The organism is Streptomyces sp. E-08 (assembly GCF_049913095.1).
Taxonomy (GTDB): Bacteria; Actinomycetota; Actinomycetes; order Streptomycetales; family Streptomycetaceae; genus Streptomyces.
In genome coordinates this window covers 562,657-577,158 of record NZ_CP183971.1, presented here as the reverse complement: position 1 = coordinate 577,158, position 14,502 = coordinate 562,657, and the positions used below count along the sequence as shown (strand labels likewise).

14 protein-coding genes, 1 tRNA gene and 5 pseudogenes are annotated in these 14,502 nt (G+C 73.2%); 12 read left to right on the top strand and 8 right to left on the bottom strand.

Annotated features, from left to right (window positions below; all coding sequences use genetic code 11):
* The first annotated feature begins 697 nt into the window (after positions 1 to 697).
* The 4 genes and pseudogenes from ACN9MM_RS02860 (at position 698) to ACN9MM_RS02845 (ending at position 4,112) form a co-directional block, all read left to right on the top strand.
* Positions 698 to 1,093 carry a hypothetical protein gene (locus ACN9MM_RS02860; protein ID WP_426362123.1) on the top strand — a complete coding sequence of 132 codons (396 nt, stop codon included), beginning with the start codon at positions 698 to 700 and terminating at the stop codon, positions 1,091 to 1,093.
* A 47-nt stretch (positions 1,094 to 1,140) separates the two neighbouring features.
* Positions 1,141 to 2,125 (top strand): annotated as a pseudogene (locus ACN9MM_RS02855) (IS630 family transposase); the annotation flags it as partial.
* Positions 2,126 to 3,103: 978 nt separating this feature from the next.
* Positions 3,104 to 3,343: pseudogene (locus ACN9MM_RS02850) on the top strand (transposase); the annotation flags it as partial.
* 304 nt (positions 3,344 to 3,647) lie between these two features.
* On the top strand, positions 3,648 to 4,112 hold the full coding sequence (locus ACN9MM_RS02845; protein ID WP_426368958.1) for a hypothetical protein: 465 nt from the start codon (positions 3,648 to 3,650) through the stop codon (positions 4,110 to 4,112).
* Positions 4,113 to 4,188: 76 nt separating this feature from the next.
* Here ACN9MM_RS02845 and ACN9MM_RS02840 read toward each other — a convergent pair.
* Positions 4,189 to 4,496: pseudogene (locus ACN9MM_RS02840) on the bottom strand (gas vesicle protein K); the annotation flags it as partial.
* Between the two features lie 211 nt (positions 4,497 to 4,707).
* Here ACN9MM_RS02840 and ACN9MM_RS02835 point away from each other — a divergent pair.
* Together ACN9MM_RS02835 and ACN9MM_RS02830 are read left to right on the top strand one after the other, a co-directional pair.
* Complete coding sequence (locus ACN9MM_RS02835) at positions 4,708 to 4,932, top strand: DUF6479 family protein (protein ID WP_426362122.1); 225 nt, start codon at positions 4,708 to 4,710, stop codon at positions 4,930 to 4,932.
* 49 nt (positions 4,933 to 4,981) lie between these two features.
* Positions 4,982 to 5,263 carry a hypothetical protein gene (locus ACN9MM_RS02830; protein ID WP_426368957.1) on the top strand — a complete coding sequence of 94 codons (282 nt, stop codon included), beginning with the start codon at positions 4,982 to 4,984 and terminating at the stop codon, positions 5,261 to 5,263.
* A gap of 159 nt (positions 5,264 to 5,422) precedes the next feature.
* Here the strand turns inward: ACN9MM_RS02830 and ACN9MM_RS02825 are convergent.
* Positions 5,423 to 5,665, bottom strand: a pseudogene (locus ACN9MM_RS02825) (SpoIIE family protein phosphatase); the annotation flags it as partial.
* A 193-nt stretch (positions 5,666 to 5,858) separates the two neighbouring features.
* Entirely contained in the window at positions 5,859 to 6,089 is a 231-nt protein-coding gene (locus tag ACN9MM_RS02820; protein WP_426362121.1) for a hypothetical protein, read from the bottom strand.
* 267 nt (positions 6,090 to 6,356) lie between these two features.
* On the opposite strand from ACN9MM_RS02820, the gene ACN9MM_RS02815 reads away from it, so the two are divergent.
* Entirely contained in the window at positions 6,357 to 6,911 is a 555-nt protein-coding gene (locus ACN9MM_RS02815) for a hypothetical protein (protein ID WP_426362120.1), read from the top strand.
* Positions 6,912 to 7,524: 613 nt separating this feature from the next.
* Complete coding sequence (locus tag ACN9MM_RS02810; RefSeq protein WP_426362119.1) at positions 7,525 to 7,956, top strand: hypothetical protein; 432 nt, start codon at positions 7,525 to 7,527, stop codon at positions 7,954 to 7,956.
* A gap of 228 nt (positions 7,957 to 8,184) precedes the next feature.
* Here ACN9MM_RS02810 and ACN9MM_RS02805 read toward each other — a convergent pair whose 3' ends face one another.
* Positions 8,185 to 8,328, bottom strand: coding sequence for a hypothetical protein (locus ACN9MM_RS02805; protein ID WP_169749533.1), 144 nt, complete (start codon positions 8,326 to 8,328; stop codon positions 8,185 to 8,187).
* 206 nt (positions 8,329 to 8,534) lie between these two features.
* Positions 8,535 to 9,644 carry a protein kinase domain-containing protein gene (locus tag ACN9MM_RS02800; protein WP_426362118.1) on the bottom strand — a complete coding sequence of 370 codons (1,110 nt, stop codon included), beginning with the start codon at positions 9,642 to 9,644 and terminating at the stop codon, positions 8,535 to 8,537.
* A gap of 264 nt (positions 9,645 to 9,908) precedes the next feature.
* On the opposite strand from ACN9MM_RS02800, the gene ACN9MM_RS02795 reads away from it, so the two are divergent.
* From ACN9MM_RS02795 to ACN9MM_RS02785, 3 genes are all read left to right on the top strand, one after another.
* Complete coding sequence (locus ACN9MM_RS02795) at positions 9,909 to 10,130, top strand: DUF6458 family protein (RefSeq protein WP_426362117.1); 222 nt, start codon at positions 9,909 to 9,911, stop codon at positions 10,128 to 10,130.
* A 60-nt stretch (positions 10,131 to 10,190) separates the two neighbouring features.
* On the top strand, positions 10,191 to 10,565 hold the full coding sequence (locus ACN9MM_RS02790) for a PRC-barrel domain-containing protein (protein WP_362259498.1): 375 nt from the start codon (positions 10,191 to 10,193) through the stop codon (positions 10,563 to 10,565).
* 86 nt (positions 10,566 to 10,651) lie between these two features.
* The gene (locus ACN9MM_RS02785; protein WP_351825240.1) at positions 10,652 to 11,104 is read left to right on the top strand and encodes an SRPBCC family protein; all 453 of its coding nucleotides are present in this window, start codon (positions 10,652 to 10,654) and stop codon (positions 11,102 to 11,104) included.
* Positions 11,105 to 11,129: 25 nt separating this feature from the next.
* On the opposite strand, the gene ACN9MM_RS02780 is transcribed toward ACN9MM_RS02785, so the two are convergent.
* Together ACN9MM_RS02780 and ACN9MM_RS02775 are read right to left on the bottom strand one after the other, a co-directional pair.
* Positions 11,130 to 11,201 (bottom strand) — tRNA-Trp (locus tag ACN9MM_RS02780).
* A gap of 565 nt (positions 11,202 to 11,766) precedes the next feature.
* Positions 11,767 to 11,919: a hypothetical protein gene (locus tag ACN9MM_RS02775; protein WP_426362116.1), complete on the bottom strand. Its 153-nt coding sequence runs from the start codon at positions 11,917 to 11,919 to the stop codon at positions 11,767 to 11,769.
* Between the two features lie 1,316 nt (positions 11,920 to 13,235).
* Here ACN9MM_RS02775 and ACN9MM_RS02770 point away from each other — a divergent pair.
* Positions 13,236 to 13,742 (top strand): DUF6328 family protein, encoded by a 507-nt coding sequence (locus ACN9MM_RS02770; protein WP_426368646.1) that lies wholly within the window; start codon positions 13,236 to 13,238, stop codon positions 13,740 to 13,742.
* A gap of 200 nt (positions 13,743 to 13,942) precedes the next feature.
* Here ACN9MM_RS02770 and ACN9MM_RS02765 read toward each other — a convergent pair.
* Positions 13,943 to 14,387 (bottom strand): annotated as a pseudogene (locus ACN9MM_RS02765) (thiamine pyrophosphate-dependent enzyme); the annotation flags it as partial.
* Between the last annotated feature and the right edge of the window lie 115 nt (positions 14,388 to 14,502).

The window sequence follows — 14,502 nt, the reverse complement described above, 5'->3', positions numbered from 1 at the left end:
TCCCGCCGACAGCCCGGCCCGGCCGGTGGGCGTCGTCGGTGACGTCAACCACTGGAACCCCACGGCGCACCCTCTCCAGGTACGCGGCGACGGCATGCGTGCGGCCACGGTCGTCCTGCCCGCACACATCGGTCACTCCCTCCGCTGCCTCGCAGCCGGCGACCACTGGTTCGACGACGACCAGGCCGACGGCCCACGAGGGCACCAACAGGCGCGTCAACACCTGACGAGGGCGGCCGCATGGATGCCATCGTGCTGCTGCGCGAGGACCACGAGACCGTCGAGAAGCTGTTCAAGCGCTTCGAGACCCCGGACGACGACACGGCCGAACGCCGTCGGATCGCCGACGAGGGCGCGCGATCCGCTGGCCGTTCCCAGCGCCGACTCGAAGTGACCGGATCGCGGCACAGGCCGACCGGGCGCCCCTGGGGCCGGCTGCTTCTGGCGGCCGCGGTGGCGTTCGGAGCGACGGGGTGCGGAAACCCGGCGCCGCGACGCCGCGGCTGCGGCGGCAGCCGCCTTCGAAACCGCCGCCGCGGCGGCCGACGACCACGTTCGGGCCTGCGCTCTGTTGGCTCCGGAGACACGTCGGCAGCTGGAGCAGAACGCGCAGAAGGCGTGTCCTGCCGCGTTCGGGTCGCAGGAGTTGCCCACGACGCGCGGGATCCGGGACGTCGAGGCGTACGGGAGGCGGGCGATGGTGCGGATGGAGGGCGACACGCTGTTCCTGTCGCTTTTCACCGCGGGCCGGCCCGAGGCCGGCAGGCGGACGCCTGCGGCCTGGTGCCGCATCAGCCAACATTTGACCTGCCGGTACGGTCAGGGCATGGATACCAGCGGCCAGCCGACTCTCGATGAGATCGAAGACCTCTTCGTCGCGCTTGTCGAGGGTCGGTTGACCCGGGACGAGGTCGACCGCTGGGCCGGGCGATGGGTGGCCGACGACGGACTCGATTGGGACTACGTCTCCTGGTGGGCGCTGAGTCTCCTCCACGGCATCGATCTCCCTGCGGACGAGAGCGGCGGCTACCTGCACGACGACGAGCAAGTACGCGCATGGCTTGCCGAGCTGAGGAGACGCCGGACGATGTGATGCAGTCGAAGCCGTCTGCCGGTTCCGGTCACTGCCGGGCTGCGCGCTTGGCTGAACGGGTGCGGGTTCGTGAGAGCGATGACGATGAGGGCCTGCGGTTACTGCGGATCATTCGCAGAGGCACCGGATCGGTCGTGACGTGGCGGCGCGCGCAGATGGTGTTGCTGTCCGCGCAGGGCATGTCGGTGGCGAAGATCGCCGAGGTGACGTTCACCAGCCCTGACCGGGTGCGTGATGTGATCCACGACTTCAACGTCGACGGGTTCGAGGCGCTCTACCCGAAGTACAAGGGCGGACGTCCGAGGACCTTCACCCTGCCCGAGCGGCGAGAGATCAAGAAGATCGCCAAGTCCAAGCCGGCCGAGCATGGCCTGCCGCTTTTCGACCTGGAGCCTGGTCAAACTGGCCGACTTCCTGGTCGCAGAGGGGGTGGCCGACGACATCAGCCACGAAGGCCTTCGGGTCCTGCTCCGTGAGGAGGGCGTCCCCTTTCAACGGGTGAAGACCTGGAAGACCACCCGCGACCCTGACTACGAGGCCAAGAAGGCCCGGGTCGAGCACCTCTATGCCATCGCCGACGAGGAGGTCATACCCGAGGGCGGGGAACCGGCCGTCGTGTTCTGCATGGACGAGTTCGGCCCGCTCAACCTCCAGCCACATCCCGGCCGGCAGTGGGCCGAACTCGGCGGCAAGCACAAGGACCCCGAGCGTGATCCCAGACTGAGGCGGCGGGCGACCTACACGCGACCGTACGGGGTGCGGCATCTGTTCGCCGCCTACGACCTGGGCAAGAACAAGCTCTACGGCCACATCAAGAAGACCAAGAACCGCTCGAAATTCCCGGAGTTCTGCCGCTACATGCGCAGCCTCTACGTGGCCTACGTCCGCATCGCCATCGTCTGCGACGACTACTCCCCGCACCCGACCACCAAGCGCTGCCGCCGGTCGCGGACGGGGCCGAGGTCAACTCTTGTGGTGGCTGGTGCGATCACGGCGCCGGAGCCGTCATGGATGGCCCCCTTCACCGGGCTGAGCCCGCGGCAGTTCGGGAAGCTGGTGACGGTTCTGCGGCGCAAGGGTGCGGAGGCGGTCCGCAGGGGCCGACCGTGGAGCCTGACGCTGGAAGACCGGGGGTGGCCGAGGCGGATAGAGCGTTTGGTGAGGTTACACAGGCGCCAGCTCTACCCTGCCTGTGAAGCGTCCACTCACCTGATCGGCCAGCCAGTGGACTCGGGCGGTCTGGTCGTCGCTCCGGTCCCGGGAGTTCACGGTCAGCGTGAGGTAGGCGTACTTCTGCGAGATCTCTTCCAGCCCGGCCTCGGGAACCGCAGGCCATCCGTCCAGATCCCACCGAACAGCCGCGGGGTCCGGCCCCAGGTACGCACCGCGCCGATCGCTTCACACAGGTCGGTGGTTGTCAGGACCGCAGCTGCGAGAGAGTTACTAGCCCCGGAACCATAGGACAGCATCCACGGGCTGGCCCGAGCGGGTCGCTCCCGCCCCATGTGCACAGGAACGACTCGGGCACGGAGCCGCCACATGATCGACCGGACAGGACCTGGTCGGGGTTCGGTAGCACCAGAGCCCTCGTCGTGTAGAGCACAACCAAGTTCCCGAGGGAAGCACTGGAAGCACCCAGGTGCTCTCGAAAATCGGCGACATCGCTCTTCCGCGGTACGGGGTGCTCTCGCCGTTGAGCCACAAATGCTCTCGGTTCTCGGTTCTGGCACAGATCTTGGGGAGCCGTTGCGGAGTGTTACCTCGGTGTTCGATTGCGAGGGGCTGGCTGGTGTGAGACGGCGTACGCCTTGACGTCTGACGGTCCGGCGCTTCATCTGCGGGTCGACGGACTGCTCGCGCCGGACGTTCGCCGAGCCGTTCTCCCAGTTGGCCGCACCGTACGCACGGTTCACCACTCGGCTCAACCATGCCCTCGAGCGAGTCGGGCTCGCGCTGGCCGGACGGGCCGGCGCCCGGCTGGCCGCCCAGCTGGGCTTCGACGCGGGACGGATGACCCTGTTACGCAGGGTCATGGCGCTGCCCGATCCACAGTTCAGCACTCCGCGGGTGCTGGGCGTGGACGACTTCGCCATCCGCCGCGGCCAGACCTACTCCACCGTGCTGACCAGCGTCGAAGACCATCGCGTGGTCGACGTGCTCCCGACGCGTGAAGCCGGGCCACTGGCCGCCTGGCTGCTCCGCCATCCCGGCGTGGAGATCATCTGCCGGGACCGGGCGGGCGCCTACGCCGAGGGCGCTCGACGCGGCGCCCCCGATGCTCTGCAGGTCGCAGACCGCTTCCATCTGTGGCAGGGCTCGGCCGGGCCGTGGAGACCTGCGTCGCCGCCCACCGCGACTGCCTGCGCAACCCGACGCCCAGCGGCGTGCTGCCGCAGGACACCTGACCGGCTTCCGATCGGCCGCAGAACGACGCGGCACCCGTCGGCCGGCGGGCCGAACGTAAGAAGGCCGCACACGCCCTGGTCCACGAGATGCTGGCCCAGGGCCACTCACGCCGGGCGATCGCCCGGCACCTGGGCTGGGTCTCAACACCGTGCTCCGGTACACGAACGCCGCACGTTGGCAGGACACCATCCGCGAGAACAGGTCCCGGCCCAGCAGGCTGGACCCCTACAAGCCCTACTTGGAGCGGCGATTCGCCGAGGGATGCACCAGCGTCACCAAGCTGCACGGCGAGCTGGTTGCCGAGCAGGCTCCCGTCACCTACGGCATGGTCCGCACCCACATCGCCACCTTGCGCGGGGCTCCGACCGCCGCACCGCCGCGGCCGCCGACGGTGCGGCAGGTGACCGGCTGGCTCACCCGCCACCCCTCGACCCTGGCCGAGGAAGACCGCGCCGGCCTGAAGGAGGTCCTGGCCCGCTGCCCTGAACTGGACAAGGCGGCCGGACATGTCCGCAGCTTCGGCGAGATGCTCACCGACCGCCTCGGCGGCACGCTCCGCACCTGGATCGACGCAGTCGACGCCAGCCACCGGCTCTTCGCCGGGCGCAGGTGACACCGTTCCGCGGGTCCGGCACCCCTCCTCCCCTTGTCGGCCGCCCGGCTGCTGCCCCCGACCGCTCCTCAGCGGTCGGGGGCAGCAGTGTGCCGAGCGGGCCGAGGTCCAGGTTGAGCTCTTCGAGGGTGTAGCCGTGCTCCTCGCACAGTTCGGTCATGCGCGCGTGCAGGGCGAGGAGGGTGGCGCCGGGTTCCTCCTCCTGTTCCTCGGTCATGTCCTCCCGCGTCGACGCGGGAGGGCGGAGATCGACTCGGGGACGTGCCCCAGCAGCTGCGAGAGCACCTCCACCGCCGAGTGCATCGCCGCGACCTCACCGATCCCGTCACGTCGTGCCGGTGTCCTGCGGGCCGAGGCCTTCCGGGCGGTCCGGCCGGACCGCACCTCGCGGTCCCGGTCCTGCTCCGGGGGAGGGCGTCGGCCGCGGCCGGGCTGGGCCGGGGCCGTGCCGTCGGCCCCGGCCCGCGCCGGAACGGGGGAGCGAGGGCGGACTCTCTTCCGGCACGGTGCGCGCCGCGATTGCTTCGCCGATGCCGGGGTAGCCGCGCCAGCATCACTGTTTGCCCTGTTTTCATCCCATCAGGAAGGCAGATTCATGGTGCTCTCCCTAGTTACCGCCTCCGGACTCGCCGCGTCCGGATCGTCCTCACTGCTCCTGATCCTGGTGGGAGTGGTGCTGGTGGCCGTGCTGGTCGCCGCGTTCTGGTGGGGATCCCGGCGCGTCGCCCGTGGGCGGCGGAACGCCCGTGTCGCCCAGCCGCCGCCCGCGGAGGCGAGGCGGGATTCCTGGTCCGCCCCGGAGGAGGGGCCGGAGCGATGAGGAGGGACGCGTACGTCCCGCGATTGAGCGATTGAGCGGAGGAGACGCCATGGGCGAGAAGAAGCAGCGCAGGACGGACGAGGGCCGCGGCAGCCGGCCGCGCACCACACCTGCCGACGCGGTGGGGGAGAGCGGCGACGAGGAGGCCCGGAGGGAGGCCGATGAGGCCGTGTCCTCCGGGGGCCCCTCCGGCGGCGGCCGCGAGGCCGGCGAACGCCGCGGGACCGCCGGCCGTGAGGCCACCGACCGGAAGGGCGCCGGCGGTCACGCCGCCAAGTACCAGCGCCCCGGGGTGGGGCGCGAGGAGCAGACGCGGGGGCACGCCGGCTGACGGATGCGCTGGATCAGGCGCCGCAGCGCCTCGGGCGCGGGAAGACCCTCGGTCAGACGCGGACGACGATGTCGGCCCGGCGCCGCTCGCCGAACGGCTCAGCTCGCCGGTGGCGGGGCGCGCGTCGGTGACGCCGTCGGTGAAGAGCAGCAGCCGGTCGCCGGGCCGCAGCTGCGCCGTATGGACGGGTGGGGGACCGACGCCGTAGCCGGTCAGTCCGAGGGGCGGGCGGAGGGTTCCGTTGAGCGCGCCGGTCACGATGCGCCGGTCGCGGATCAGCAGCGGGGGCGGGGTGGCCGCGTCGATCCACTCCAGTGGGCCGGTGGCGGTGTCGAGGTCGCCGATCACGCAGGTCGGCAACCGTTCCGCGATCCGGGGCTCCAGGGTGCGGTCGATCTCCACCGCGATGTCGTCGGGGCCGCCGTCGGCGAGCCGTGTGGAGCGACAGGCGCCGGCGCCGCGGCGCTGCGGCCGCCGGACGCCAGGTCGTGGCCCATGGCCTCCGGCAGCGTCAGATGCCGGACGTCTCCCGCCGGGCTGTGGTCGTACGCGTCCCCGCCAACGTCGTACGCGGGTTCCAGGACGGCGCTGGAGATCACCGCCGCCGTGCGGTGGTGCGCGGCGGCATGAAGGCCCACAGCAGCTCCGTCTGCAAGCCCATCGACCGGGTGCGCATGGGTCCCCGGGCCAGGATGTCGCCGAACGGCTGCCTGGTGGCCAGGAGCATGGCGACCGGGCCGACGAGGGCCTCGCGCCGGTGCGGGAGTGACGTGTCGATGTCCGGGGCAGTGACCCGCAGGACGTCCATCCGGGCGATGCCGTCCACGACCGGGATCCATCCCGAACGTTCCCCGCTGCCGGAGCACGGCCGGCTCAGCCGCACCGACTCGGTGCGGTTCGCGTGTCCCGCCGCGACCCCCGCCCTCGCACCCGCTCTCATGTCCGCTCGCCTCCGGATGCCGCCCGCCCCGTCCTGGATGCCCGGTTTGCCTTCTTGGGTGAGGGGCACCCGGACCTCGTTGAGTCCCGGGCCCCCGAACGGCCGGGGGACGGAAGAGCGCGACTCCGAGAGAACGCGAAGGGGTGAGAACCGATGTCGATCGGCATCGTTCTGGTCGTCGTCGCGGCCGTCGTCGTGGTCGGGTTCGCCGCCGCTGTGACGGTGGACCGCCGGCGGCGATCGCGACTGCGCGACCGCTTCGGGCCCGAGTATGAACGGGTCGTCGAGGCGACCGGCAACAGGCGGGCCGCGGAGCAGGAACTGGACGCCCGCGAACGCCGCTTCGCCGACCTGGAGATCAAGCCGGTGCCCGGTGAGGCGCGGGAGCAGTACGCGCGGCGGTGGATGCGCGTCCAGGAGGAGTTCGTGGACCGGCCCGAGGCCGCCGTCCACGACGCCGGCGAACTGGTGGCGGCCCTGATGCGCGACCGGGGTTACCCCGACGAGGGCTACGAGCAGCGGCTGCGTGACCTGTCGGTGCGGCACGGCCGCACCCTTGAGTACTACCGGGCGGCCCTGGAAGTCCACGCGATGAGCACACACAACGCCGCCACCACCGAACAGCTGAGGGGCGCGATGATGCACTACCGCACCCTCTTCGACGACCTGCTCGCCGACGGCGAGCCGACCGGCACCCGCCGGTCCTGACGCGGAGGCAGGAGAGATGCGAAACCACGAGACGTCCGAGCGCACGACCCGGGCGCCGGGTCGACGACACCACGCGGACCCGACGGGCGAGTACCCCGAGCGGTCGGAGGGCCGCCCCGAGCCGGCTGACCGCCCCGAGCCGCGGACCGGACAGGGCAGGTCCGGCCCCGGCCGTCCCGGGCCCGCGACGACAGGAGGCGACGCGGTGCGCCCGCCGGAGCACAGCCCGACGGTCGCACCGGCCCCGCCGCGGCAGTCCGGCGCGGAGGAGCCGGACGGGCGCCGGGGGGTCGCGCCCCAGGCCCCGTCCTCCGTCCCGCCCACGCCGTCGGGCCCCGCGACCGGTTCGGCGGCCCCGGGCAGCCCGACGGTCGCACCGACCCCGTCCCAGCCCGACCAGCCTCAGCAGGGCGCGTCGCAGCAGGGTGGGCCCCAGCAGGGTCGGCCCCGGCACGACCAGCTTTCACAGGGCGGGCCGCAGCATGATGAGCCGCAGCCCGGTCGGCCCAGGCACGATCAGTCCCGCTCCGGCGGCCCCGGCGGCCCGCCGCCCCCGCCCGCGGCGTCCCCGCAGGTACCGGTTCAGAGGACGCCCCTCGCGTACCCGCCGGCCATGCCCCAGACCCCGCCCCCGCCCTCCGCGCTCCCGGGCCCGGCGCCCGCGGCCCACGGCGGTCCCGCCCGGCACGCCGCCCCCGAGCCGCAGGAGCGGTCGCAGGTTCCGGACGACGGACGCGCCGCGCGACCCGGCGCCGCCGGAGCGGACGCGGAGGGGATCCCCGATCTCCTCGGCCCGGCCGAGGAAGGGGAGTTCCGCCGCCGCTGGCACGAGGTCCAAGGCCGGTTCGTCGACGACCCCCGCCAGGCGGTTCACGCGGCGGACGCCCTCGTCGGGGACGTGATGGGGACCCTGGCGGACACCTTCGCCCGGCACCGGCACAACCTGGAGGGGCAGTGGAGCCAGGGCCTGGAGGCCGACACCGAGAGCCTGCGCCTCGCACTCTGCCAGTACCGCGCCCTGCTCCAGCGCCTGTTGTCCACCTGACGCCCGGGGGTACCCCCGTGCCCGGCGGTGCGATCGGCCTCGCGGCCCGCACCGCCGGGCCGGCGGCATGTCCGGCACCGCTTCCCCGCAGTCGCTCCTCTCCGGCGATCCTGGCCGTACGGCGCCTTCGCGCGGCGGTGGCGCACGCGCCGCGCACGCACCGACGCCCCGCGCGGTACCTCGCGCGGGGCGTCGACGCTCCGGCCGTGAGGGCCGGGCGAGCAGGCGTCAGCGGTGGCGCAGCCTGCCGAACAGGCGGCGTGCCTGGGCGCGCCTGCGCGGGTCGGCCGTGGCGCGGCGAAGGGACGCCGCCGCGCCACGGCCCTGGGGGCTGCGGGCGAATCGCTTGATGCGGTCCAGCAGTGCGGTCATGGGATTCTCCTCCGATGTGGAACGCGCGGGACGGCTCCCGAGAGGTCGCCACCTACCGGAAGTACGCGGGGAGGAGGCCGGCGCACCGCCTCCGGACCCGGCCTCCGGCAACGCCCCCGCCTTCCTTCCGTGTCCTGGCACTCCGTATTGCCCCAAGCGGCCGTCTCACACCCCACGGATCCTGATCGACCGTCAGGCAGGGAGTCTCAGACGGTCGCTCGCGTGGGGAGTGGCAACGCCGGTGCGCTCGTCAGGGTCCCGTCCGCCGCCCCGTCCCGGGGCGCCGCCTCGCCGGCGGGCGCGCTGCCCAGCGAGCCGGTCAGCGTGAGCCCGAGTGTGACGAGGGTCGCCGCCACTGCCCTCCCGGCGGCGGGCCGCCCGGGCCGGGCGGCGGAGGACCGGCGCGGCCGGGGCGCCCGGTGCGAACGGTGTACCCCCGCCTCCTGGGAGCCGGGTGCGGCGGAAGGAGTGAACGTGCGTCCCGCGGTCCGCGGCTCGGCGAGGATCCGCGCGCAGGCGGTGGCGTCCGGGCGGGCCTCGGGGGAGCGGTCGGTCATCGCCGTGAGCAGGCGGGCGAGTTCCGCCGGGAGGCCGGACGGCAGCACCGGAGGGCGGTGCAGATGCGCCAGCGCCGCCTCCAGCGGCGCTCCGCCGTACTCCGCCTCACCCTTGAGGGTTTCGAGCAGCACCAGGCCCAGGCTGTACACGTCGGCCGCGGGCCCCGTCTTGCGGCCCAGGGCCTGCTCGGGCGCCATGTAGGAGGCGGTGCCGACGAGGGTGCCCGCGCCCTCGGGGGCGTCGTCCGCGGCCTCGACGCGGCGGGAGATGCCGAAGTCCGTGAGGTGCGGGGTGTCCGACCGGTCCAGCAGGATGTTCGACGGCTTGACGTCGCGGTGGACGACGCCGTGGGCGTGCACATGGGCGAGGGCCGAGGCCAGGGCGGCCCCCGTCCGGCAGGTCTCGGCGGGCGTGAGGACCCCGCAGGCGATCCGCCGCCGCAGGGTCGTCCCCCGGACGAGCTGCATCACCAGGAACGGCCGGCTCTCGTCGCGGCCCGTGTCGTAGAGGGTCACCAGGCCGGGATGGTGCATCCGGGCCAGCAACCGGGCCTCCTCGCCGCACTGGGCGTCGGTCCGGCGGGCGCCCGCGGGCCGGAACACCTTCACCGCCACGGGGCGCCCTAGCCGCAGGTCCAGCGCCTCGTACACGTCCGCCGTGCCGCCCCGGCCCAGGAGACCGTCGAGCCGGTAGCGCCCGGCGACGGTACGGGCCGTCCATGTGACGTCCGGATGTACGGGCCTCGCTCGGACCTGCATCGGGGGTCTCCCTGGGGGTGTGGCCGGCTCTCTGGCGACGGGCCGGGAGGCGGGTGCGTCGCCCGCCGGTGCGTGCGCGGGTCCGCGGCTGAACGCGTGCCCCGTCCGTCCATGAACATCCCCTGGAAGACGGCGAATCGACGTTCCGCCGTGCTCACGGGGCCGGGAGGGACCCGGTCCGCACGTCTCCGAGGACGGCGGAATGATCTCCGGAGACCCGGGTACGCGGACGTTGTCCAACCCGCAGGGGAGGAGCAACCCACCATGGGTCTGGGACTGTTCATCATCATGATCGCCGTCGGCGCCATCCTCACGTTCGCGACCGACTGGGAGCTCGCAGCGGTCGACCTCGATCTGGTCGCCCTGATCCTGATGGGCGTCGGCCTGCTCGCGACCGCCGTCTACACCAGCGTTCTGCGCCGCCGCCGGATGGTGGTCCCGCCGGTGGCGCCCACGGTCACCGACGACCGTCGTGACCTGCTCTGAGGCGGCCCGCACGTCCGGCGCCGCGCCCGGCACGAACACAGCGACAGAGGAGTGACAGCGATGACCGACCATCTGTGGTCCTTCAGCACCGAGTCCGGCCACCTGGCGGGTACCGATCTCACCGGGTGGCGCGTCGAGGCCTCCGACGGGCACATCGGCAAGGTGGACAAGCACTCCGACGAGGTGGACGACTCCTACCTGGTCGTCGACACGGGCGTCTGGATCTTCGGCAAGGAGGTGCTCATCCCGGCGCGGGCAGTGACCCGCGTCGACCTGGAGGAGCAGACCCTCCACCTCGCCCTGTCGAAGGAACAGGTGAAGGACTCGCCCGAGTTCGTCTCCGACAAGCACCTCGCGGACCGCCAGTACCGCGAGGAGATCGGCCAGTACTACCGCACGTCCTGGCCCTTCCCGGGAGGCATGGGCGGCCTCTGACAGGCCGCCGGTCCACCCCGGTACGCACAGCGCAGCAGCACGTCCCCGACGGGGAGACGATCCCCGTCCGAGAGAAAGGTGTCGCCATGTCCAAGGTGGAGGAGTCGGTCGAGGTCGAGGTCCCGGTGCGCGCCGCCTACGACCAGTGGACCCAGTTCGAGACGTTCCCGCGCTTCATGGACGGCGTGGAACGGATCGAGCAGCGTACCGATACGCTCACCCACTGGGTCACGGAGATCGGCGGGGTGCGGCGCGAGTTCGACGCCGTCATCACCGAGCAGATCCCGGACGAACGCGTCGCGTGGACGACGGTCGAGGGCGAGGCCCGCCAGGCGGGCGTCGTCACGTTCCACCGTCTCGACGCCACCCGGACGAAGGTCATGCTCCAGATGGACTTCGCCCCCGAGGGGCTGACGGAACAGACGGGCGACAAGCTCGGGTTCGTCAAGCGCAAGGCGGCCGGCGACCTCAAGCGGTTCAAGTCGTTCATCGAGGAGCGCGGCGGCCTGCAGACAGGCGGCTGGCGCGGATCGGTCTGAGGATCCGGCGCCGGCGCGCCCTCGGCAGGGATGAGGAGTCGAACCTGCGGCATCCGGTTTTGGAGACCGGCGCTCTGGCCGGCAGAGCTACACCCCTTCCGTGTGCCGCGGGCCACGCCGACGGGAGGCGGCGCCACCGGATGTCGCGGCGGGGAACGGACGACACCGCGCCCCCGGTACCTGCCGGGTTGACCGTGCATCGGACGACCGCCTGGCCGGGGGCGTAGCCGGTCTCCCGGCCTGCGGACGACCGTCGCCGAGGAACGTACCCGCCCTCGTTCCGTCCGTCCGGCCGTGCCGAAGCGCGGCCGGACGCGTGCCGGCCGCGCGTGGGGCGAAGAAGGGTGCATGGCCGCCCGAGGGGCGGGTAGGCGGGCCACGGCACCCGCCGCAGGACCACCTCTCCCTGCCGTCGGCCCGCGGCCACCCCCCACGCCACGCGCCGACGGCCTCGCGACCGCCCCGTTCGGGCCCCTCCCTATGCGGGGCGGTCGCATGCCCGGGGCCGTCCCTCGGCGGGCTACTTCAGCTCGATCTCGACGAACACCAGCGGGGCGGAGCCCGCGTTGACGACCTCGCGTTCGCCGCCGCCGGCCGCCCGGGCGGGTCGTAGGACTCGCCCGCCCGGAGCTCGGAGACGGTGACCGTGCCGCCTGCACCTATCACCCGGGTCCGCCCCCGTTGCTGACGGGGACGACGACGTAGTCGTACGCGTGGACGAGCCGACCGGTGGACTGACCGGGTTCGAAGTCCCAGCGGGTCATGCGGGTCCGGTCGTCCTCGCGCCGGATGCTCGCGCGGGCCGTGGTGGTCACAGGGTGCTCCTTTCGGCGTCGTCGTCTCCGGGCGCCGGGGAACGGAGCCGCCGCGCCCCCGGGGCGGCAGGTCAGCCGCCCGGGCCTGCCCCGGGCGAAACCGGACCGGGTGGCATGGATCCCGGTCGGCGGGGCATGCGGGTGTCGAGCGATGGGACACGCTCACGCCGGACGACCCGCGGTTCCCCCCTGCCGTGGGTCGGCGGCACCCGCGAGCGGCCCGCACCCGTGGAGGTGCGGGCCGCTCGCATGCCGCCCCGAGCCCGCGCCCCGAGCCCGCGCCCCGGGACGACGTGCCCCGGCGGGCCGGACCGCCGAGCGTCTCCTCGCACCTCGGGGTTTGACCCCGGGAAGAGTGGCAAGCCGAACTGGTAGGCACCGGATGCAGGGTGACGGACAGTCGGCCCGCGGAACCCACCCAGGAGGCGCTCATGTCGAACCCGACCCGAGCCCTCGTCCGTGTGGCGCCGTGGGCCGCGCCGATGGGACCGACCCGGCCTCGCCGCCTCGCCCACCCCTCCGGTGGCCCGTCGGGACCGGGGACGGCCCCCCGGACCCACGGGCATCGGCGCGAGCCGCCGCACCCGGGGATCCCCGCGCCGGACATTCCGACGCCGGGTATCCCCCTGCACGGCATCCCCGTGCGGGGGCTCCCCGCAGGAACGGTTCCCACGCCCGCGCACTCCGGCCGGACCGCCGCGGCGGAGCCCTCCGCACCGGTCCGCCCGCCCCGTCGCCCGACCCGCCCTCCGGTGACGCCGCCGTCGCGGCCGCCGGAGGCCGTAGTCCCGTCCGAGGATCCCGGCGCCTCGGGCCGGAGCAGGGAGAACCGCACGTACGCTCCCGCCGTGACCCCCGACGCGCCGCGCGGACGGGACGGGCAGGAGGGGCAGGAGGGGCTGAACGGGCGGGCCGACGGGCCCGCCGCCGGTGACCGCGGGCGGCCGCCCGGCGACGGCGGGAACGCCCGTCGTGGACGGTGGCGTCACCACGCGCCCCCGCGAACGGCCGGTACGCCGCAGGCCTGACTCCGCACCGTGCCGCGCCGGACGGAAGCCCCCACGCTCGACGGGGGCTTCCGCCGTGCCGTCCCCGCTCCAGGGCGCCGCACGTCCGCGCCGTGCCCCCGAGACCCGGCGCGGACGCCCCGCACCGCGCCGTCCGCAACCGGGCAGGGGCGGAGCGCCACCGGACAGGGTGGTGCGGGTCCGTTCCTGCCCTGCCCTGTGCTTCAGAGGAGGATCTTCGTGAACGAACGAAACGGCGGTACGCCGGAGGACGAGCCGAGGGAGGCGCGGCACGGCGGGAAGGCACAAGTGCCTGACGGCGGCACCGGTGCCGCCACCGGCAGGCACGACGGGAGCGGCGAGACGGAGGAGGAGCGCGCGGACCGGCGCTGGCAGGAGCTCCTCCAGGAGATACGGGTCGCCCAGACCGGCGTCCAGATCCTCCTCGGCTTCCTCCTCACCGTGGTGTTCACCCCCCTCTTCCACGATCTGGAGCAGACCGACAAGACGATCTACCTCGTCACGGTCGTCCTCGGGTCGCTGGCGACGGGCGCGCTGATCGGCCCCGTCTCCTTCCACCGGATCGTGTCGGGGCGGCGGGTCAAGCCCCAGGCCGTCGTCTGGGCCTCCCGGCTCACCTTCACCGGCATCCTGCTGCTGCTCGCGACGCTGACGGCCGCCCTGTTCCTCATCCTGCGGGTGGCGACGCACGACCCGTACGTGCCCTGGCTGGTCTCCGGCGTCCTCGCCTGGTATCTGATCTGCTGGTTCGCCCTGCCTCTGTGGGTCCGCACCCACTACGCCGACAGAAGTTGACCGGAGCACGACCCGGCAGGGCCCACCGACCCGAGGCGCGTACCGGCCCGGGAACCGCTGCCGGCGGGGGGAGGACGACGACGCAGAGGGGCGGCCCGCCGGATGGCGGGCCGCCCCTCTGCGTGCCGGACGAGGTCCGTCGTCCGTCGGATCAGTGGAATCGGCGAGAACGAACCCGTGGAAATCCGGCGCTTCACCGCTCAGCGCGCACCGGAGGGGAGGTTCTCCTTGATCTTGGCGATGGCGAAGCCCCACGCCTGCGACATCGTCGGCCTCTCCGGCACGGCCACCTCGGAGGGGTTGGTCAGCACGTCGAGGAGGACCGGGCCGGGGAGGGCGAGCGCCTTGCGCACGGCCTCGTCCAGCTCGCCCGGCGCGGTGACGCGGATGCCGGTCAGCCCGAGCGCCTCCGCCACCGCGGCGAAGTCGGGGTTGTCCAGTCCCGAACTCGGGAAGCCCCGCCTGCTCCTGCTCCGGCTTGACCATGCCGAGGCGACGGTTGTCGAAGACGACGAGCTTCACCGGCAGCCGTTCGGAGCGGATGGTCATCAGGTCGCCGAGCAGCATGCCGGGTCCGCCGTCGCCGCGGAAGGCCACGACCTGCCGGTCCGGCACCCACAGTTGCGCCCCGATGGCCTGCGGCAGTAGTGACGTCACCCTGGACGGTGGTCTGTCCCGGACCGGCGCGGTCAAGCGCGCGCGACGGGAACGGGCGGGGCGGGGCCGGTGGGCCAGGGTCCACCAGGTTTAGCGTGCGGGA

Excerpts from the sequence above, each read along its gene's own strand:
- ACN9MM_RS02860 (WP_426362123.1), top strand. The coding sequence starts at position 698 with ATGGTGCGGATGGAGGGCGACACGCTGTTCCTGTCGCTTTTCACCGCG.
- ACN9MM_RS02835 (WP_426362122.1), top strand. The coding sequence starts at position 4,708 with ATGGTGCTCTCCCTAGTTACCGCCTCCGGACTCGCCGCGTCCGGATCG.
- ACN9MM_RS02830 (WP_426368957.1), top strand. The coding sequence starts at position 4,982 with ATGGGCGAGAAGAAGCAGCGCAGGACGGACGAGGGCCGCGGCAGCCGG.
- ACN9MM_RS02815 (WP_426362120.1), top strand. The coding sequence starts at position 6,357 with ATGTCGATCGGCATCGTTCTGGTCGTCGTCGCGGCCGTCGTCGTGGTC.
- ACN9MM_RS02810 (WP_426362119.1), top strand. The coding sequence starts at position 7,525 with ATGCCCCAGACCCCGCCCCCGCCCTCCGCGCTCCCGGGCCCGGCGCCC.
- ACN9MM_RS02805 (WP_169749533.1), bottom strand. The coding sequence starts at position 8,328 with ATGACCGCACTGCTGGACCGCATCAAGCGATTCGCCCGCAGCCCCCAG.
- ACN9MM_RS02800 (WP_426362118.1), bottom strand. The coding sequence starts at position 9,644 with ATGCAGGTCCGAGCGAGGCCCGTACATCCGGACGTCACATGGACGGCC.
- ACN9MM_RS02795 (WP_426362117.1), top strand. The coding sequence starts at position 9,909 with ATGGGTCTGGGACTGTTCATCATCATGATCGCCGTCGGCGCCATCCTC.
- ACN9MM_RS02790 (WP_362259498.1), top strand. The coding sequence starts at position 10,191 with ATGACCGACCATCTGTGGTCCTTCAGCACCGAGTCCGGCCACCTGGCG.
- ACN9MM_RS02785 (WP_351825240.1), top strand. The coding sequence starts at position 10,652 with ATGTCCAAGGTGGAGGAGTCGGTCGAGGTCGAGGTCCCGGTGCGCGCC.